Genomic DNA, 16,990 nt, shown 5'->3' on the forward strand with positions numbered 1-16,990 from the left:
TCACTAAAACTGCGCGCTTATAAGCTAGCATGCAGATCTTATCTGCCCTTCGTGCTTACTTCGTCATTATTATGGTGTCGCCTGCACGCTGGCAAAACGTACCGTGCAACGCTGGCCACTGGGCAAAGCTTGCTCGGGGTTAGGTATAGTCAAGCGAACTCCAAAGGTATTACTCGGACCATCGATAACCCGATCGACTAAACTCACCTGGGCGGTATAAAACTCTTGGCCGCTATTGATATCTGGCTTAACACGGGCGCTTGAGCCCTCACGAATTTGGCCATACAAATTAGCCGGAGCGTAAACCTCTACCCGCAGCGGGTCCAGCTGCACCAAGCGCATCACGGGCTCGTTGTCGACGTGCTCGCCGGGTTGTTTATAACGCTCGGTTACCACCGCATCCACCGGACTGACAATGGTGTAACGTTTTAGGTTCTCAACAGCACGCTTTAACTCTAACTCGGCTTGGCGCTGCCGGTCTTTGGCCTGCTCTAAGCGCTGCAAAGCCAGTGCATGCTCGGTTTTAGCCTTATCCAACTCGGCAAAAGAAGCCACTTTTTTACCGTACAGATCCTCCACCCGCTTGAGGGCTCGCTCGGCAAACTCCAGCGCTAGCTGTTGCGACGAAATATCACTCTCGAGGCTTGCCTGCACCCGGCGTAAATCGACGGTAGCAGCCTCGAGCCCCGATTCCAGCTTGGCCAGAGTGTCGCCCTTTTTAACCACAGCGTTCTTATCGACCAACATCTGTGCAATTACCCCCTCGACCGCCGAGCTCACCTCGACTTGCATATAGGGTTCAATGCGGCAATTTAACGCAAGGCCGGGCTCTGCTTGCTGCGCCCAAAGCACAGGCGAACCACCACCGAGTAGGGCGATTAACGACCAGAAGCCAATATTTGCGGGGGATTTACAGCTCATACCTTAAGATCACTCGTGTATTTATTATAAGTATTATCGGCACCGCGATCGCTCACTTTAGAACTGTGAGATGTATCACGTTTTTCGAGTCTAGCATGACACCCCGTCACATTGGCAGTACACAAAAAACCAAGATAGAAAAATATAATTAACCCAATAAAATCAATATTAAATAGCTATTGACCGAGCTGACGAATAAACAACTGGCGCAATTGACGATACCAGCGGCGGGCCACCGGCTCGGGGGGATGAGAAAAATGCACATAAGCTCGCTGACCATAGAAGGGGGCGGGCACCTCCTCTGTGAGGGCCACATCCAATAAAAAAATCTGCTGTACACTCTGCTGTTGGCCATTCTCAGACGTTTTAGTCGCCAAGCGCCCGCCGCCTTGCGTTCCCAGCACTGGGCTAGGCAGGCGATAGGTTCCCCCCGGCACTTGCCGAACAACGCTCCCCTGGTATTGCCGCTTTAGATCGCCGGCTAAGCGCACGCTCACGTGGCTCGTAGCCTGACGCACTCCGCCCACCTCTTCTTGCGTCAGTGCCACACGCACCTTCACCACCTCAGGTGCTACCACGTAGGCCGCTATATCACCCTGAGATAAAAAGCGACCGGGCAACTGCTCGGCGCCGGCCAAATATACCCGACCAGTCATCGGGCTGGTGACGTTAAGCCGTGCCACCTGCCGCTCTAGGTCGGTGACTTCTTCGGCCAGCACCGCTAAATCCTCGCGCAAAACATTAGCGCGGACACGGTTAGAGGCAAAAAACTGCTCATAGCGCAACTGATACTCTTTTAGCTCCGCCTGCTTTAAGTGATAGCGATTAACCAGTGCCGGATTATGCAATTGCATAATCGGTGTACCGGCCCCGACGGTTTGGTCTTCGTTTACGTCGATCGTCGCAATGACGCCATCGGTACCGGCACGTATCTGGCTCTCTTGCGGTAGCCAAACCACACCTTCCGCTTGGGTGCTAAGCGGCAGCGGCACCACAAACAACAAACCAAACACCGTAATCACCGTCACACACACCACCGCCATAGCCCGCCCGCGATGTGATTTAAGAGCCTCGCCCCGCCATAAATAGTGAATATATTTAAGCAGTGGCCAAAACAACTGAAAGCCCAAGACCCAGCCAAGTAGCACCACAGCCAACCACAGCGACACCTGAGCCAGAATAAAAAAGATAACCGCCAGAATTAAAAACCGGTAGGCGTAAGCGGCCAATGCATAACCGATTAACCCCACCGACTCGGCCGCGCTGCGCGCCTCTCCTCGATCGTCGCTTACGCCATAGCCAAAGCGCTCGACAAAGTAGCGCCATTGCAACTTCGCCCGCGACGCTAAATTGGGCGTTTCCAGCAGATCACAAAGCAAATGATAGCCGTCAAATTTAAGCAACGGGTTACCATTAAACAGCAGCGTTGACACACTGCCGAGTAGAGCCACGTTAAATAGAATGGCTTTTGCCAGGGTGTTTTCCACCACTAACCACAACAACAGCGCCACGGCGGCAAGCAATAACTCAACGGCCATTCCCGCAGCGCTAACCATTAGCCGTTGGCTTTTAGCATCAAAGCCGGTGGCCGCCGTCGCGTCTACGTAAGGCAAAGGCACACCCAAAATAAACACAATGCCGCACTCGTAAACGTCCCCACCAAACGCTTTGGTATACAGTGCATGGCCGAGCTCATGTATTATTTTTAATAGCGGGTAGGTTAGCCATAGTAATATTAGGTTGCCGGGCGAGAGCAGGGTGTCCATCGATACCGCGCTCAGCTGCGGCCAATGCAACAGCGCTTGTAACACTGCGGTGACTACAAGCACTACCCACAGCAACGCCACCGGCCATGTTGTTAGCGCGCGTGCAAAGCCCCTGCAGCGATCTAATACGCGGTTGGGATTACCCAGCACAATACGCCAGGACAAAGGGTTCGCCCACAGTCGGCGCCAGCGCTGTTTGCGTTTTTCCCCCTGCCGCACAAACAGCGATTGTGTGCTCGGCGGAATATCACAGATTAATAAGTCTGCGACGAATAAATATTGCAGCAGCTCGATAACATCCTGCGGCCCGGGAATTTCATTGAACCCCTGCTGACCCAGCTGGATGCTTGCAACCCTTAACACCTCTGACAAGTCACGCCGGCCATTCATGGCGCCAATGAGCTCATAGGCGGGCGGGCTAAGTTTGTGAAAGCGGGCACTGTTTATATCGTGTAACACATAAAACAGTTCACCGCGATAATTTCGGGGCTTACAACTGGCGTGGCTGGCTAACATGGGGCGTAAAGACTGCAGTTGCTGCCACATAGGGTTGGCCGTATCGGTGCCGGTCGGGGTTAACGCTGGAGACGACATACCAGCGACTACCACCACAGCCGCAGGCGAAACCAATCGATCAGTCGGTGCAATGCAATCCAGCCAAGCGGTTGCCGGCCCACTAGCACTTTTGCTGTCCCGGTCATTCCTGGTTGTACCAGCGACGAGGGTCCTTGCAGGCTGGCTTCTACCCTAAACCTGTTGAGCCCGTCGCGCACTGCGCTGACAGGGGTTATTCGTTCAACCAAAAAAGTAAAACGCTCGCTCGGTAAACTCGACAGCACCAGCGTGCCGGTTTGCTGCGGTTGTACCTGAACAATATCCCGTTCATCGACGTACAAAATAACCCGAAATTGATCAGTGGAGGAAATTTCAAACAACACCTCTCCCATACGTAAAGGCTTGCCGGTTGACTGGGTAATATCATCGGATACCACGACCCCGGCAATCGGTGCGAGTACCTGGGTGCGCTTTAATTGCTGCTCCAGCAGCTGCAGCTTTATATCGGCCTGATCTATTTGTGCGGCGGCGATCGCCGCTTTGGCGCGCTCGGAATTAGCCAGAGCATTATTATATTCCTGCCGTAGCTGCTGTAATTGGGCGGCGAGCTTACGGCGCTCCAGGCGCAATTCGCGCTCGTCCAGTCGCGCCAAAGGCTCGCCCTGCTCGACACGGTCTCCGGGTCGCGCCATCACCTCGGCCAAAAACCCTTCTTGTTTTGCCACCACCATATTTTTTTCAGCGCCCTGCAGCTGGGCATCGGCGGCGATACGGTAATCTACCGGCAGAAACCCCACCAGTAACAACAGCGAGAATCCTGCCGTAGCAACAATCCACGACGCTCTTTTTTTGCCTTGCCATTGATGCCTTATAGACTTGCGCAGTGAGCGCTGCTCGGCCAAGCGCTTAAAGTGCATTACAGAGGCAATGTTTGCTAGCTGCGCGCGCAGCGCTGCTAACCGTTCCACATCTGGCGACTGGTGCCACTGTAGTGTTACGATCGCCACCAGTTCTCGCCCAAACATCAGCGGCAGCGAATCAATCGCTAACGCACCCGTTTGCGTCAGCAGCTCCCAATGTTGCGGATGATGTTGGTCTTCTTTTGTCGCTTTAACGCCTATCTCTTGACGCTGCTGGACAATCTCTTGCATCGCACGCTTTAAGGTATCGTTAGCGCGGGTGCGCGGATCAATATCGGCGCTATTGGATACCGCCTGTAATAGCACCGAGCGCGAATCGACCAAACCCACGGCCACCCGTTCGCAACCAAGCCAATGCGACAGTTGATTCACCAGCGTTAAACAAGACTCGACAACACTCGCCTCGTGCAACACTGCGGTAAAAAGGCTGTATAGCGCTTCCGGGCCCAGCGGTTGTACCTGATTTGTCACGAGCTCAAACCAACGAGCATCGGCTTTTAGGCGCCGGGACACCGCACTCACGGTCTCCCGATCGCTCTGTTTAAGAGTCACCACCAGAGCCTGCTGTTGCACCAGCGGTTGCGCCAACAACAGCTGGTGCTCGCCATGCTCCAGCAAACTGATGCGCTGTTCGCTTAACGCTTGTCTGGCAATCTGTCCCAATGTGTCATGCCAACCGCCCGATGCCGGCCAACTGGCCACTGGCGTAACGTTGTTATCGCCACCCAGACGAACCAGTACAGCGCTCGCAATTGGCGGCAGGGCCTGACACTGCAATCGCAGCCATAGCTGGTACGGAATTAAACTCTGCATAACGGTAACTATAGGGTAATTATAATATGGCTGACGAGTGTTATTTATGTATTGGCACTCAGCAACTATGGCGGTTAAAGGCCCGATATATTGGCTGTTAGCGCACAGATTTGCCAGCGCAGCTCATCATATAACGACTATACTTGATCGGCGACCAGACGCAGGCATAAGCCGCGGTACACCTTTTATTGACTGTAAAAACCAGGATGTTGTTATGTTTACGCCCAAGCAGTGGCAATCTTTAGCGCTTGCCTGCACCTTCGCGATACCCGGCTACTTGCACGCCAGCTCTGAGGCCAGCAACGCGGAGGGTGACACAGCCGCCGCTGAAACCGCTGCGCCTGCAAAAAAACCTTCGCCCTGGTTGCTGGTGCCAACGGTAAGCAGTAACCCCAAAGTAGGCAGTTCGGTGGGCTTTTTAGGTGGCTATTTATACAAGATAGACCCAGCCTCGACCTCCTCGATGGTCGCACTAAACGCCACATACAGCGATACCGATGCGGTCATCGCCAGCCTGTTTGGTCGCACCTATTGGGACGGCGACCGCAAACGCCTCATCGCCTTACTGTCAAACGGCAAAATTCCCAACGATTACGATGATTACCTGGGCAGCGGACAGGAAGTTTCGACGACCGACAATATGAAGTTCGCCTTTTTGCGTTATTTGCACAACATTCATAGCGACTGGTTTATTGGGGCGCAGGCCGCCTACACCAATTATTTTATTGATGTTGATAACGCTATTGCCGGAGAAATTCTATCCGAGCTGGGCCTTGCCGGTTACACCTCCGGCGCGGTGGGCCTCGCCACCACCTTTGATAGTCGCGACAATCAAAATTCGCCACAAGCCGGTATGTTGTTTAACGCCAGCAACTTAGCCTATCGCGAAAGCCTGGGCGGCGAACAAGACTTCGACACTTACCGCGCCCAGTTTAAGCACTACATTAGTGTGTCCAAGCGAGGGCTACTGGCGTACCGGGTTCAAGGCCGCTGGACCGACGATGCGCCAGCCAGCGCCTACTCCAGTATTGGCTTGCGTGGTTACACCCGGGGGCAGTATCTGGCTCCCAACTCTACCACCATCGAGGGCGAGTACCGCTGGCATTTGAAAGAGCGATTCGGCATCAATGTGTTTGCCGGCGTTACGTGCCTATATGGTGATAAAAAACACTGTGACGACAGTGAAAACCTTTACACCAGTGTTGGCGTCGGCGGGCAATATTTGCTAAAGCCGTCCGAGCAAATCGTGATTTCGTTTGATATCGCGAAAGGTGAGGGGGAGAACCACGGGCTCTATGTTCGCTTTGGCCACTCGTTTTAAGCATCGGTGGCCAGCATCAAGTGAGCGGCTTACAGCTGCATTTGGATTTTTTGCCGACCGTTATCCAGCGGCGTGGCAACCATTGGCAGCCACTGCTCGGCCTGAACATCGCGGCTAAAAGCGTCGGTCATAGTAAAGTCCACATCAATCTTCACACCACCGGTAAGCGGCATAGTGACATTGCCTTGTAAATCAATCGGCCCGTCAAGCGAGAACACGTTAGCGTAAATCTCGCCGGCGTCGGTGGCCGATAGCTCGGCGGCAAAAGCGCCTAAATTTAACCAGCGCTGACCGTTGTTTAAACGCGCTCCACTCCAGCTTAAATTACCCTCTAACGCTTGCAGATTTTGTTGCTTGATATTGAGTTGTTTAATGTGTGCCGATAACTGACCTGACAACTCTATGTTGTCGGGTAAATCCTGTACCAACGAGGCCGGTACGCTAATATCGGTATCGCGCAAGGTGACTTTGTTGCCCAGACCCGCGCAGGCGGTGCCCGAGACCTGCTGCCGCTCGAGGTTGGTTGTTAAATCCGCACAGGGGCGCAGCGTGAGCAAGCTCATGGGGTGCAACTGCCAATCTAACTCGCCGAGCGAGTAATCGCGACCATCGATGGTTACCGAGGCCATACTGGCACGACCGTGCCACAAGGTGCCCGAAATTCCCGTCAGCGCCAGCGCGCCATTGCGGGTCATCATATAACCACCCCAACTGGCGGGAATCTGTACGATCACAAACACCAGCCAGAAAACAACGGCCAGTAAAATCCAAATAATTTTCGACATGGTTGCTGTCACTTATCCCATAAAAAACTGATTGGTCCGCCGGTTGTTCCTGCCGGCCTATTGACTGCGCAGGCGCACATTGGCGGTCACTTTACCCGCGCTGCTACTGGCTGCGATAGACAGGTCGAGAATACTCACGTTGTGCTGATACTCGATGTCATACAACCACTGCATCATTGCACTGTAGCTAACGTCGTCTAAACGCACCCGGACTTCACCCCGGGTACCGGGCTGAAAACCGCTCATACGCAAGCCATTGGCCTGCAAGGTGGTATCAATTAACTGACTAATGTTGCCGCCGCTATTGTTCGATTGCGCGGCGCTGTCGCGCTTTCCCTGCTGAATTTTAGCCGCCATCACTTTTACCCGCTCGAGAGCGGCGCTGGTAGAGGCGTTGGTCAGCAATTGTTGCTCGCGTTTGGCTTGCAAAGGCGACAGTATTGCCATCCACAAGACGTACAAAATAATTGCGAGCGCCCCTACCAATAAAATGGTTTGTTCGCGACGGTTGTAACGTGCCAGAGCTTCAAAGAGTTTATTCATGATTAATTCCGTCTTACTTTAAGCCGCGCCGAGTGATTGTCACCCTGAGCATTGGCCGACAGCAATTCGGCCGTCAAACCATTGGACTCCAGCGCACCGCGCAACGACTCAATTGCATTAAACGTACTGGCCTGCAAATTCAGCGATAGATCACCCGCCTCGGCGGTGTAATAAATACCTTTAAGGCTAATCTCATCACGGGTATCCAGCTCGGGTAATACCGCCGCCAACAGAGCAACGGTTTGTCCGCTTTGTGCTTTGGGCGCTAAGTCGCTAGCCATAATGCGCAAGCGCCGCTCGGGATCATTCGCCGGGCCGTTGGGTACCACGGTGCGAAACACCTTTTCGATATCGCGGCGTACTTCTAAGTTTTCGTTCTGCAATTGATTTAGCGATAACAGCAACACGGCAACGTACACAATCAGCGCCGCCGCGGCGGCGTAACTTACCCACTGCCAGCTGCGCCACCAGCGCTCGATAGGCAAGCGCTGCGAGAATTCCGCCTGACACAAATCCACCATATGGGCATCGGGCTCGTAATCCCATATGCCGGCAATGCGGGTTTCTCCGGTGGCAGCCTCGAGCGAGGCGGGCAACGCTTGCTCAAGCGCGGCCAGTTGGTTTTCATCGGGCGCACTCAAACTTAGCATCGGCAAGGTATCGATGCGGTTTTCGGCGTTTAACAGCATGGTTAACGCCGTCCCCAGGCTGGTACTGGTAACAGTAAAGCCCGCGCTTTCGCCGTAGCGCACATTCACCAACCCGTCTTGCCAGTGCAGCGCCCAAACATCCTGCGCTGCCTCGTCCTCTTGCTCGGTGGTTATCAAGCTGGGCAACAGGGCCGCCGGTAAACATTCGGTTACCTCAATGCCCACTTCAGCCAACTCGGCAAATATCTCGCTCAGGCGGGCTTTTTCGGTGTAGGCCAAACTCACTTCACCATCGACGGCCTTACCTAGAGCGAAGTGAAACTGACTGATATCACCAATCACTTCTTCTTCAAGCTGAAACGGCATCAAACGGCGCAAATGACGTTTTTCGGCCTCGGCGTATTTCAGCCTGCGTACCACCACTTGCGGCCCACCAACAATCAAGCGCGCATTAATGGCGGCGCCACTGTGCGGCCGGTCGCCAAGTTGCTCGGCGAGCTGGGCGCTGCTGCCACTGCCCAGCTCATCGGGCAAGCCTTCTCGCCGGCGCAGCCAAGTGTAGTCGCCGCCGTAATGGGCGATGTAGATTGTCAGATGATCACTCATTGTCTGTCGTCTGTCCGATAGTCGTGGGCGTTGCCGCCCGTTCTAAGTCGAGTATGTAGTCGTACACGTCGCGCCGTGCGATGACTTTAATGTCACCGTCAGTGCGTTGCAGCAAGCTTTGCATACTGCGGCGCTGATCGCCCAACTGTACCCGGGTCGTCACGCGAAAATAGTTACTCGCGTGAGTCGCCATCTCGGTATTTACACCACCTTCACCACTCACCACTGAGCTCCAGGCCGGGTTGTCGGCAAAAGGGTTTTCCGGCCCGTATTCTAGCTCGGCGTCCTGCATCACTCGCCCTACTTGCTCGGGCGTTAACGGCGCCAACACATTATCGGCGTTGAACGTGCGCAGTAACTGTGGGTGCATAGTATTAGCGTTTAACTTGCTCCCCGGGTCCAGCACCGTAATAAACGGCCGCAGCAGTGTCATTAATTCTCCGGTCATGTAACGCACCAAACGCAGCTCTTCTACGCTGGTAAACATGCCGGCGTTGGGCGGCAAATACATAGGGTCGAGGGACTGATAATAATCGCGCTCGGCGCCGTTATAGCCGGTAATGTCATCGTCGGTATCGGCCCAATCCACCATGGCCTCTACAATACTAATGGCTTGCTCTTCGGTAACCGGGTACTGCTCTTCAAAGCTTTGCAGCAAACGCAAAAAATGTTTTTGTTCTGTACTAAAACGTGTGGGGTCATTGGGCGCGCCGTCGGTTTGCTTCACCTCGGCGGCAACCACATCGTTTATATTTAATTTGGCCGAGGCATCCTCTATTTGTGCCAAAATCACCCCGCCCTCGACGGGAAAAGGCGGCAGCTCTTGTGCCCAGGGCTCGAGCAAACTGTCGACCTCAAGCTCTTCGTCCAGCTCTAAAAAATAAATGGCTAAACTCTCGGCGCCCGATAAATAGGCCCGCGCCTGAGAGCCGTGCCAGCGGGCTTCGGCCCGGGCCATACTCAACTGGTAATCGCGCGAGGCCTTAATGGCAAACGCCGATACCATGGCCACGATTAAGATAGCCAAAATCAGTACTGAGCCGCGCTGGCGCCGTGGCAGGTTAGTGGGCCATGTCATACAAGCGCTCACTTACCAATCCGTCGTCTAGCTCGATTCTTACCAACACCGCCAGCGGCGTACTGGTGTCTAACTGGCTCTGGTTGTTCGTGGGCCAGCTCTCGTCCCAGTCGCGGGAATAATCATCGCCTTCTAACACGCCTTGGGCCTCTCGCTCAGCGCGCTGACCGGATAAAAACTTTAGCTCCATCTCACTGATGCCGGTGAGCATTTGCTGTTGGATCATGTCTTCGGCAAACAGCCAGTCTTCGATCACCAGGTTGCGCTCGGGGCGATAGTCACGCCACAAAGTACCGTCTTTCATGCGGTACACCACTTGTTGTAAATCGCTGCGCGGACGGTTCATCGGGTTGAGCCAGTTGTCGCGGGTAAACTGCAACACCAACTGCTCGCCCGAGGTATTGTCGTACACACTCGCACCGCGAAACGGCCGGCGTATCCCCCCCGGCACATTGGGGTCTTCGCTGGCGTTAACCGGGCTTAAAATATTGCGTAAATCCTGCCCCAGAATTTGCCAGGTGCGGTCTAACTCATTAATGCGCGCCATTACCTCGGCGCTGGCCGTGGCGCTGCGCTCGGCGGTGGTAAAGGCCTGAAAACTAAAAGTCATAATCACTGCGGTAATCGCCAGCGCAATGACCACTTCAATCAGGGTAAAGCCTGCTTGCGTTTGCCGGCTACTCACTGATAAACCCCGTCAAAGTCGCCAGATAACTCTCTTTGTCGTCGGCCAGCGCGACACGAATATCCAAACGCTTAAAATCTTCCACCTCGGTGTCCTGGGTTTCGAGCTCCCAGTACCAGGTTTGTCCGCCGCGCTCTAACTCGCCATTTTGCGTGTCGGGCAAGGTAAAGTTATCAATTAAATTGCGCCGCATTTGCAAGCGCGTTAGCTGGTTTTCGGCAATCCAAAACGCCTGTGTTTTCTCTCGGGTAAACCCCGCGCCCTGCAGCTGGCTGGTGATTAACATCATCAGCGCCGGCAAGGCCGTCGCGACAATCGCCAGCGCCACCATGACTTCAATCAAGGTAAAACCGCGCAGCTTGTTCACAGCTCGCGCTCCCGCTCGGCCAGCTCTTGCTCGCGATTAAGCCAGCGCACATCGCCCATCATATCGATTTGCACGCGCTCGACTTCGTCGCTTTCAAAGCGCGTAAACAAGGCCATCTCTAGCCGGCTGGCCTCGCCACTGGGGTAAAACATCAACACCGGCTTGGGGGTTGTTTCGCGCTCTTCATATTCGTAGGGCTCGCCCTCGACCACCAGCTCCAACTCCACCTCTGGGCGCAAGCATTGGTCGGGTAAAAAATCACTGACTGGCTGCCAGGCACTATTGCGAAAGCGGCGCCACTGATAACACCACGTATCGCCTTCGCGCGCCGAGCGGGGCTCGACAAACAACCCTACCACCTCACCGGTTAACACGGTTTGCTCGCTGACAAACTCGGCCTGCAGCATAAACTTATCCACCGCTTGCTCGAGCTCGGTGGTGTCATCCGGGGCAAAGGCTAAGGTTGCCATACCCGCGCTCAAGCCGATGATCATGACCACAATCATGATCTCGATCAGGGTAAAGCCCTGTTGGCTCAAGCGTCGGCGCATAAAATTACTGCTCTTCGGGCTGATCCCAAACACTGATATCGGTATTGGGGCCGTCGCCACCAGCCACACCGTCCGCACCTTGGGTGTAGATGTCGTACTCACGGGTTTCGCCCGGGCTGATGTACAAATACTTACTGCCCCATGGGTCCGTGGGCAGCTGATCCAGGTAACCGCTGGAGCGCCAGTTGCGCGGCACCGGGCTCAGGGCAGGCTTGGTTACCAGAGCCTCGAGGCCTTGCTCGCTAGAGGGATAAACGTAGTTATCGATGCGGTACAAATTCAGCGCGGTTTGAATGTTTTTAAAATCGGCTTTCACTTTATTGATGCGCGCTTCATCGGCGCGATCCAATACCATGGGCGCCACAATACTGGCCAGCAGGCCAATAATTACGACCACCACCATAATTTCAATCAAGCTGAAGCCTGTTTGACGGTTGGTTTGTTTCATTTGCTTACTCCGTTGTGTCTAGCGCCCAGCGTTACGCTTGGCGACATTAATAAATGTCTGAGGTTTACGGCAAAAGCGTCCGACCGTAAGCCGAAGGCCCCATCAAACCATCTTGTTCATTTCAAAAATGGGCTGCAAAATCGCCAACACGATTACCAGCACGGCACCACCGAGCAGCACAATAGTGGCCGGCTCCATTAAACCCAGCGACACCGCCAGTACCATTTCCAGCTCGCGCTGCTGATCGCGCGCGGCGTGCTCCAACTGGGTGGGCAGGGTGCCGTTGGTTTCACCACTGGCCACCATTTGCACCAACAGCGGTGGAAAACAATCGGCTTTTTCCATGGCGCGGTTAAGGCTGGTGCCCTCGTGCACTTGGTTGGCGATATCTTCGCAGGCCTCTTGCAGTACCCGGTTGGTCATTACCTGTCCAGCGATACGCAGCGCCTGCAACAGCGGCACGCCACTGGACATTAGCAAGCTTAAGGTAGAGGCAAAACGGGCCGAATTTGACTGATTCACCACATTACCAATCACCGGCAACCTAAGCTGGATTTTGTGCCAGCGGCGCTGACGCGATTTGTTTTTAAGCAACCGCTTAATACCGTACATCACACCGATCCCGGCCAAAAATACCCAGATCCCGTAACCCACAATAAAATCGCTGGTGGCAATCAGCGCCTCGGTCAAAAAGGGCAAATCGCGCTTGGAGTGGGCAAACAGCTTCACCAAATCCGGCACCACAAACGTCATTAGGGCGACGATGACCGCCAAGCTGATAACCAACAAAACAATCGGGTAGATCATGGCGGTTTTTAAGCGCGACTGCAGCTGTTGCGCGTTTAGGGTGTAATCGGCCAACCGATCCAGTACCGGCCCCAAAAAGCCCGAGCTTTCGCCGGCGCGCACCATGGCGCGGTACATATCGTCAAACGAGCCGGGGTGCTCAGCCAGTGCCTGGGCCAGACTAAAGCCCTCCAGCACTTTGGTGCGAATTTGCAGCATCACCTGCTTTACCGCCGGCTTTTGCGCCTGCTTGGCGGTGGCTTGCAGCGCTTCGTCCAAGGGCAGCCCAGAGCTAATTAGAGAGGCTAACTGGCGTGTCACCAAACTTAAATCGCGGCTCTTTAACTTGGGCTGACCGGTTGGCAGAAAACTAAAACGGCCACTGGGCTTGGCGCTGCCCGAACGCACCTTGGCGTTGCCGGCATCGCTTACCTCCAGTGGCTTAAGCTTTTTGGCCCGCAGCTGGGCGCGAACCTGGCGCTCGGAATCGCCCTCAAGCATACCTTTTACGGTTTTGCCGGACTCGTTTAACGCGCGATAACTGTAAGCTCCCATACGGTAACTCCCGGCTTAGCCTGCGGTGGTAACCCGCAGGACCTCTTCCAGGCTGGTGATGCCTTCAATAACCAGGCGGCGGCCGTCGGCACTGATGGAGTCCGAATGTTTACGTGCTTCGGAGATCAGCTCTTGCTCGCCCGCCTCCTCGTGGATGAGGTGTCGCATGTGTTCGTTGATTTCGATCAGCTCGTAAATACCTTTACGGCCGCGATACCCCATTTGGTTACACTTGTTACAACCGGCCGGGCGGTACACCATTTGCCCGGCGGGCAACTGCAGCATCTCGCGCTCGGCCTCGACCGGCTCGTAAGGCTCTTTGCACTCTTGGCACAGCTTGCGCACCAGCCGCTGCGCCATCACCACCTCAACACTCGAGGCCAGCAGGAAGGGCTCCACCCCCATGTCTTTAAGCCGCATAATGGCGCCAATGGCGGTGTTGGTGTGCAGGGTAGAGAGCACCAAGTGGCCGGTCAAACTGGCCTGAATGGCAATATCGGCGGTCTCGGAGTCGCGAATCTCACCGATCATCACCACGTCCGGGTCTTGCCGCAAAATCGCGCGCAGACCACGGGCAAAGGTCATATCGACTTTGGTGTTTACCTGGGTTTGACCAATCCCCTGCAGCAGATACTCGATAGGGTCTTCGATGGTCAGAATATTGCGGCTGGGGTGGTTAATGTGGCTGAGGCCCGAGTAGAGCGTCGTGGTTTTACCCGAGCCGGTGGGGCCGGTGACCAGAATAATACCGTGGGGGCGGCCCAGCGCTTTGGCAAAGCGGTCTCGCACCTGCTCGGGCATTTGCAAATCGTTGAGCGACAATGCCCCTGCGGCCTGATCGAGCAGACGCAATACAATGCGCTCACCGTGGGCCGAAGGAATCGTCGAGACACGAATATCCACCGCGTGTCCGGCCAGCCGCACCGTAATACGGCCATCCTGCGGCAGGCGTTTTTCGGCGATATCGAGCCGCGCCATCACTTTTAAACGCGACACCAGTACCGGGGCCAATTCAGCCTTGGGCGAGAGCACCTCGCTCAATACGCCGTCGATCCGAAAGCGCACCGAAACGCGATCCTCAAATGACTCCAGGTGTATATCCGAGGCCTCTTCACGCACCGCTTGCGAGAGAATGGCGTTGATCAGCCGGATAATCGGCGCGTCGTCGTCACCGGCCAGCAGGTCGGTGCGATCGGCCAGATCATCGGCCATGGAGGACAAATCAAACTCGTTGCCCAAATCTTCGGCGGCGCGCTGGGCGGCACCGTCGCTGCTTTGGTACTCGCGGGTTAAGCGCTGCTGAAACACATCGGCCGGCAACTCTTCAAGACTCATATCGCCGTCAAAATAGCGCGCCAGCTCGGTCAACACATCGAGCCTTAAACCGGGTTTGTGCAACACCGTGTGTGGCTGCTCGGGGTCGATCATCACGCCGTGGTCCGAGGCGTAGCTAAACGGCAGGCGCGGGCTCTCGCCGGCGCTGGCGGCCAGCTCTTCCTCTTCGTCCTCCAGAATGGCGCTCTCTTCAAACTCCTCGGGCATTTCGGCCGGTTCAGAAATCTCGCTATTCACCGCTTACTCCTTGGCCTTGGCGCGGCCTTCGGCAGGCGGGATTTTGTCTTCGTTGCCACCGGTGGCGTTATCCGGCTCGGTGGCCTCTTCCTGATATTGGTACTGAGCCTGAACGCGACGCAGCTGCTCCTCCCACACCGGCAACATCGGCATCTCATCTTTGCTGGTAACTAAATTAGTATGGCTGCGGCGCTCTATCAACTCATCGCGAATATGGCGGTACTTATCCGCGGTAGCCCCCATAAGCATGGCATCGTCGGGCATCACACTGGCACGGATAAACACCATCAAATTGGTTTTGCGCTTGGTGCTGCTCTGACTTTTAAACAGGTTTCCCAAAATAGGGAGATCCCCTAAAAAAGGCACCTTAGTTTCGCTCATACTAACATCGTCTTTGATCAAACCACCCAGTACGACGATTTCGCCCGAGGCAGCCATCACTTGGGTATTGATCTTACGCGAGTTAGTCACCAAGCCCGAGGTGCCAGTGGAGGAATCATCGACACTGGAAATCTCTTGCGCGATATCCATTACCACCGTATCGCCATCGTTAACGTGGGGCGTCACCGTCAACAAAATCCCCACATCTTTACGCTCAACAGTCTGAAAGGGGTTTGTGGGATTACTGGCACCTGTACCCGTGCCCGTGTAAGAACCCGTCACAAACGGCACATTTTGACCCACGGAGATTTCAGCTTCATGGTTATCGGTGGTCAACAAGCTCGGCGTGGATAGAATATTGCTCGAGCCGTTGGCTTTAAGCATTTTTAACACAGCCAACATATCGGTCCCACCACCTAAGCGGCCCACACCAAACACTTGCCCGGCGATACCAGCAAGACTCCCTGCTAGTGCCGCGGTGGCACCATCACCCTCGGACAAAGCACCAGTAGCTACACCAGCTAAGGTGCCGTCCCCCCCCAGTGTCGAACTTCCAAACCCAGAGTCGCCACCATTGTACATCCACTCAATACCCAGCTCGGCGTTATCGGTGTCCTCTAGCTCGACAATAATCGCCTCAACCAGCACTTGCGCACGACGAATATCCAAACTCTCGACCAGCACCATCAACGACTGCAAAGTGTCGCCATCGGCCGTAATTAAAATCGCGTTGGTGTCTTCATCGGCCTGCACGCTGGCCTTAATTTGATTACTGCCGCTCGAGCCGCCTTCAGCGGTTTCCATTTTCTGCATGTTTTGCAGCACGCCGTTTAACACGGTGGCCACTTGCTCGGCCTTGGCGTATTTAAGGTATTCAACGCGCACATTGGAGTTGGTAATTTGCGGCCGGTCGAGGCGGCGAATCAGCATCTTAATACGCTCGCGCTGCATGTCGTCGCCATTGACCAAAACCCCGTTTATACGGGTGTCGGCCACCACGGTGGCCGGGGCGGTGGCGTTGCCGCGTTGGGCGTCGGGTTTTTCAAGCTGCTGAATCACTTTAACGATGGCATCGGCCTGAGCGTAGCGCAGCTCGACCAGCTCGGTGCTAACCACCGCGGCCTTGTCGATTTGTGCAATCACTTTCAGTAAGCGATCAATATTGGCGCGGGTGTCGGTAACGATAATGGCGTTGCTGGGGTCGTAGGCCGAGATATGACCATGCTGGGGCACCAATGGGCGCAATACCGGCAGCAGTTTAGCGGCGCTGATATTGTCCAGCTGTACCACTTGGGTCATGTAGGTGTCTTGAGCGCTGGCGTTAGAGCTTGGCTCCTGCGTCGGAATGGCCAGTGAGCGGGCATCGCGGTTGGGCACAATGCGCACCACTTCGCCGTTTTCGACCGCGGTAAAGCCGTGTACATCCAAAATCGACAAAAACAGGCCGTACAACTCGTCGCCATTAACCGGCGCGTTAGAGATCACTTTAACCTGACCGCGCACTTTGGGGTCGATAACAATGGTTTTGCCGGTAGCCTCGGCGATAAATTTTATGACCTCCTGAATATCGGAGTCTTTAAAATTAACCGTCCAGGTTTGCTCGGCACTCATGACCGCCGTGGGCAGCGCCAGGCTGACCACCAACAGGGCGACTTTGATTCGCTTGACGCTCGCTCTCACTACTAAC

15 protein-coding genes are annotated in these 16,990 nt (G+C 55.0%); 1 reads left to right on the forward strand and 14 read right to left on the reverse strand.

All coding sequences use genetic code 11. From position 1 onward, the window contains the following. Positions 1-69 precede the first annotated feature (69 nt). The 3 genes from SD69_RS01830 to SD69_RS01840 all read right to left on the reverse strand — a co-directional run bounded on the left by SD69_RS01830 (position 70) and on the right by SD69_RS01840 (position 4,975). On the reverse strand, positions 70-921 hold the full coding sequence (locus SD69_RS01830) for an efflux RND transporter periplasmic adaptor subunit (protein WP_084591455.1): 852 nt from the start codon (positions 919-921) through the stop codon (positions 70-72). A gap of 176 nt (positions 922-1,097) precedes the next feature. Continuing rightward, complete coding sequence (locus SD69_RS01835; RefSeq protein WP_232301133.1) at positions 1,098-3,281, reverse strand: HlyD family efflux transporter periplasmic adaptor subunit; 2,184 nt, start codon at positions 3,279-3,281, stop codon at positions 1,098-1,100. Positions 3,282-3,289: 8 nt separating this feature from the next. Continuing rightward, entirely contained in the window at positions 3,290-4,975 is a 1,686-nt protein-coding gene (locus tag SD69_RS01840; protein ID WP_041521848.1) for an efflux RND transporter periplasmic adaptor subunit, read from the reverse strand. Between the two features lie 214 nt (positions 4,976-5,189). Here SD69_RS01840 and SD69_RS01845 point away from each other — a divergent pair, with 214 nt between their 5' ends. After that, positions 5,190-6,296 (forward strand): BamA/TamA family outer membrane protein, encoded by a 1,107-nt coding sequence (locus SD69_RS01845; RefSeq protein ID WP_041521849.1) that lies wholly within the window; start codon positions 5,190-5,192, stop codon positions 6,294-6,296. A gap of 29 nt (positions 6,297-6,325) precedes the next feature. Here the strand turns inward: SD69_RS01845 and SD69_RS01850 are convergent, their stop codons facing one another. From SD69_RS01850 to gspD, 11 genes are all read right to left on the reverse strand, one after another. After that, positions 6,326-7,081, reverse strand: coding sequence for a type II secretion system protein N (locus SD69_RS01850; protein ID WP_041521850.1), 756 nt, complete (start codon positions 7,079-7,081; stop codon positions 6,326-6,328). Between the two features lie 57 nt (positions 7,082-7,138). Next, positions 7,139-7,624, reverse strand: coding sequence for a type II secretion system protein GspM (gene gspM, locus SD69_RS01855; RefSeq protein ID WP_041521851.1), 486 nt, complete (start codon positions 7,622-7,624; stop codon positions 7,139-7,141). Between the two features lie 2 nt (positions 7,625-7,626). Then, positions 7,627-8,880, reverse strand: coding sequence for a type II secretion system protein GspL (gspL, locus tag SD69_RS01860; RefSeq protein WP_052480809.1), 1,254 nt, complete (start codon positions 8,878-8,880; stop codon positions 7,627-7,629). After that, positions 8,873-9,958, reverse strand: a complete 1,086-nt coding sequence (gspK, locus tag SD69_RS01865; protein ID WP_052480810.1) for a type II secretion system minor pseudopilin GspK — start codon at positions 9,956-9,958, stop codon at positions 8,873-8,875. The genes gspL and gspK overlap by 8 nt, the downstream gene beginning before the upstream one ends. Then, on the reverse strand, positions 9,942-10,643 hold the full coding sequence (gene gspJ / locus SD69_RS01870) for a type II secretion system minor pseudopilin GspJ (RefSeq protein WP_041521852.1): 702 nt from the start codon (positions 10,641-10,643) through the stop codon (positions 9,942-9,944). The genes gspK and gspJ overlap by 17 nt, the downstream gene beginning before the upstream one ends. After that, a complete protein-coding gene (gene gspI / locus SD69_RS01875) occupies positions 10,636-11,010 on the reverse strand; it encodes a type II secretion system minor pseudopilin GspI (protein ID WP_041521853.1) in 375 nt (124 codons plus the stop codon). Before gspI ends, gspJ begins: the two co-directional genes overlap by 8 nt. Beyond that, complete coding sequence (locus SD69_RS01880) at positions 11,007-11,561, reverse strand: prepilin-type N-terminal cleavage/methylation domain-containing protein (RefSeq protein WP_041521854.1); 555 nt, start codon at positions 11,559-11,561, stop codon at positions 11,007-11,009. Before SD69_RS01880 ends, gspI begins: the two co-directional genes overlap by 4 nt. 4 nt (positions 11,562-11,565) lie before the next feature. Then, positions 11,566-12,009, reverse strand: coding sequence for a type II secretion system major pseudopilin GspG (gene gspG, locus SD69_RS01885; RefSeq protein WP_041521855.1), 444 nt, complete (start codon positions 12,007-12,009; stop codon positions 11,566-11,568). A gap of 102 nt (positions 12,010-12,111) precedes the next feature. After that, positions 12,112-13,350: a type II secretion system inner membrane protein GspF gene (gspF, locus tag SD69_RS01890; protein WP_041521856.1), complete on the reverse strand. Its 1,239-nt coding sequence runs from the start codon at positions 13,348-13,350 to the stop codon at positions 12,112-12,114. A gap of 15 nt (positions 13,351-13,365) precedes the next feature. Further along, entirely contained in the window at positions 13,366-14,892 is a 1,527-nt protein-coding gene (gene gspE, locus SD69_RS01895) for a type II secretion system ATPase GspE (protein WP_041524328.1), read from the reverse strand. Positions 14,893-14,925: 33 nt separating this feature from the next. Then, on the reverse strand, positions 14,926-16,983 hold the full coding sequence (gspD, locus tag SD69_RS01900; protein ID WP_232301134.1) for a type II secretion system secretin GspD: 2,058 nt from the start codon (positions 16,981-16,983) through the stop codon (positions 14,926-14,928). Positions 16,984-16,990: the final 7 nt, after the last annotated feature.

The organism is Gilvimarinus agarilyticus, from assembly GCF_000832015.1.
Taxonomy (GTDB): Bacteria; Pseudomonadota; Gammaproteobacteria; order Pseudomonadales; family Cellvibrionaceae; genus Gilvimarinus; species Gilvimarinus agarilyticus.